Raw genomic sequence first — 2,390 nt, forward strand, 5'->3', positions numbered from 1 at the left:
GCATCGACGCCGCGGGCTGGGCGGCGCGCTGGATCAGGGAACCTGGGAATGCCAGGCAGGTTGCGACGCGCCTGCAACATCTCTTTCCGTCGCTGCTTGAACTGGTAGGCGACCGACCGATACGGGAGTATGGCCGTGGCCTGATTCGCAACGGCATCGATTCGATCGCGGCGGCGCCGCTCGGCGCGCGGCTGCTGTCGGTACTGATCGCGCATGGTCACCATGAGACAGCGTTCGATATGGCGCTCGACCAGGCGCAGCGCTTTATCGATGAGCACAAGGACCAGATTCGCCAGAACGTCGCGAACAGCAGCGCGCGCTGGGTGCGCGGCTGGGTCGACGGCCGGATTCTGGACGCGTTTCTGGTGGAAGTGCAAAAGACCATCGATGACGCGCGAAGCGTGCCCGATCATCCCTGGCGGCTCGAGTATCGCGGCATGCTCGACGACCTGACGGTGAGGCTCGCCGACGATCCGCAGATGCTGGCGCACGGCGAGCGGATCAAGTCGGAAGTGCTGGATAACGACGTGGTGGAAGGGTATCTGGAGTGGTTGAGCTCAGAGGCAGGCGAGAAGGTGCAGGCGGAGGTCGGCAAGGACGACGGCGTGCTGATGCAGTGCCTCGAGCGCGGCTTGCAGGCGGTGGGCAGTTGGCTCGACGAGAACGCCGAGGTGCGCGTGCTGATCAATCGCTGGGCGCAGCAACTGGTGTTCAACGCGATCGTGCCGAACCGCAAGGAGATCGGCGCTTTCATCTCCGAAGTGATTGCGCGCTGGGATACCACCACGCTCATCGATAAGCTGGAGCTTCAGGTGGGCAAGGATCTGCAGTACATCCGCATCAACGGGACGCTGATCGGCGGCCTGGCGGGGCTGGGCATTTTTCTGATCGATCGGCTGTTCACCTGACGTGAGCTTCTGCCCGCGCTGACGCTCGCGACCGATATCGCAGCATGAAAAAACCTTCACGTGTCCGAAGCGGGAATGACACGTCGCCTTGCCTATTCTAAAGACGCAACTTCAGCAACGGTCCATTTCCATCGCGATACGGACCGTCTTGCTGCAGGGCAATATTAGATATTGGAGGAAGACACCATGAAGACCCCGTTGAACTACGCATTGCCCCTTGGGCTGATGATGGCCAGCGCCTGTGCGATGGCTTCAGGTCAGCTCACGCCGCACGAGTGCAACTCGTATCCGTTCAAGCACACGCAGGGCGAGGTGACGCACCGCGACATGATGCGGGAACTGCGCGAACTGGAGGCCGTCGGGTACCGGCCGGCGGTCGACAACTATTCCCTCGATATCACCGATGCTCGGGCGCGTCTGCTGGCGAAGTACGCTACGGACTGCAAACCAGATCAGAACGCGACGGCTGTACCGCCGTCGAACAGCTGATTCGTTTTACGCTGCGGGTAAGGGCCTCGCGCCAGGCTTTCTATGGTTGCGTGCCCTTGCCGCGTTGGTGTCAGGCGCCTGCGTGCTCCATCCAGCCAGCGATAGCGTCGACCACCTCGCCCTCGATTCCATAGTAGCCGTGTGGTGACAGCGACGCACACTGGTTCGACGAATGCGCCGTGCCCCCTTGCACGAATAAGACTGTGCTGTGTGTGTTACGCATCGATTTTGCAATCGCGTCGGCCATCGAAGGCGGTGCGACCCAACACTGGTCGTTCTTGTTCGCAACGACGAGAGCGGGTACGTGGACGTCATCGGGATGCGCGTCGAAGACGGTCTCGTGCGAGGCGCCGAGGATCGACACCGATTCAGTCAGGATCACGCCCGCGAGTCGCGAGCCTTTCTCGTGCGACGCCGCGTTCATCGCCGCAATCGACCCTTGGCTTGTGCCCATCACCCAGACGGGGGCATTGGCCTGCTCATGCGCGAAGGCCACGATCTCCCGCGTTACCTCAGCGTACGCAGCGGTGCTGCGCTTGCCGCGCATCGACTGATGGTCGATCGCGTCGACGAGCACGACGGCGTAACCCTTGGCTTTCCAAAGGTCCCGCGAACGGACGACGAAGTTGTCACCGTGTTTGATCACGCCATCTTTCTCGATACCGATGTCGTCCGCGCCGCCCGGAAACATCACGATGATGCCACGTGGTTCCGAAGGCGGTGCGTCGTACAGGACCCGCTGAAATTCACCGTCTGCAAGTGGCAGGTCGCGCACGAGCATGCCGCCTTGCGATGCTGCTTCCTCGTTCGCGAGATGGTGGTGATGCGTCTCGAAGGCAGATGCATTAGCAGCGGCAACGGACAGCGTGCAGAGAGCGGCAGCAACGAGGGCCGAGCGAAAGCGGCCAGTTTGATGTGAGAACACGCAAAACCTCTAGGTCGGGTATCTTCAGAACTTCCTTGCCATCCCGTGGATGACACATGCGAGGATAC

3 protein-coding genes are annotated in these 2,390 nt (G+C 61.5%); 2 read left to right on the forward strand and 1 reads right to left on the reverse strand.

Translation table 11 applies throughout. From position 1 onward, the window contains the following. On the forward strand, positions 1-908 hold a 908-nt coding region (locus M0954_RS05755; RefSeq protein WP_297352109.1), incomplete at its 5' end, for a DUF445 domain-containing protein. A gap of 186 nt (positions 909-1,094) precedes the next feature. Continuing rightward, the gene (locus tag M0954_RS05760) at positions 1,095-1,397 is read left to right on the forward strand and encodes a DUF4148 domain-containing protein (protein ID WP_297352111.1); all 303 of its coding nucleotides are present in this window, start codon (positions 1,095-1,097) and stop codon (positions 1,395-1,397) included. A gap of 70 nt (positions 1,398-1,467) precedes the next feature. On the opposite strand, the gene M0954_RS05765 is transcribed toward M0954_RS05760, so the two are convergent. Beyond that, positions 1,468-2,322: an alpha/beta hydrolase gene (locus tag M0954_RS05765; RefSeq protein ID WP_208297093.1), complete on the reverse strand. Its 855-nt coding sequence runs from the start codon at positions 2,320-2,322 to the stop codon at positions 1,468-1,470. Between the last annotated feature and the right edge of the window lie 68 nt (positions 2,323-2,390).

The organism is Paraburkholderia sp. (genome assembly GCF_026225065.1).
Classification (GTDB): domain Bacteria; phylum Pseudomonadota; class Gammaproteobacteria; order Burkholderiales; family Burkholderiaceae; genus Paraburkholderia.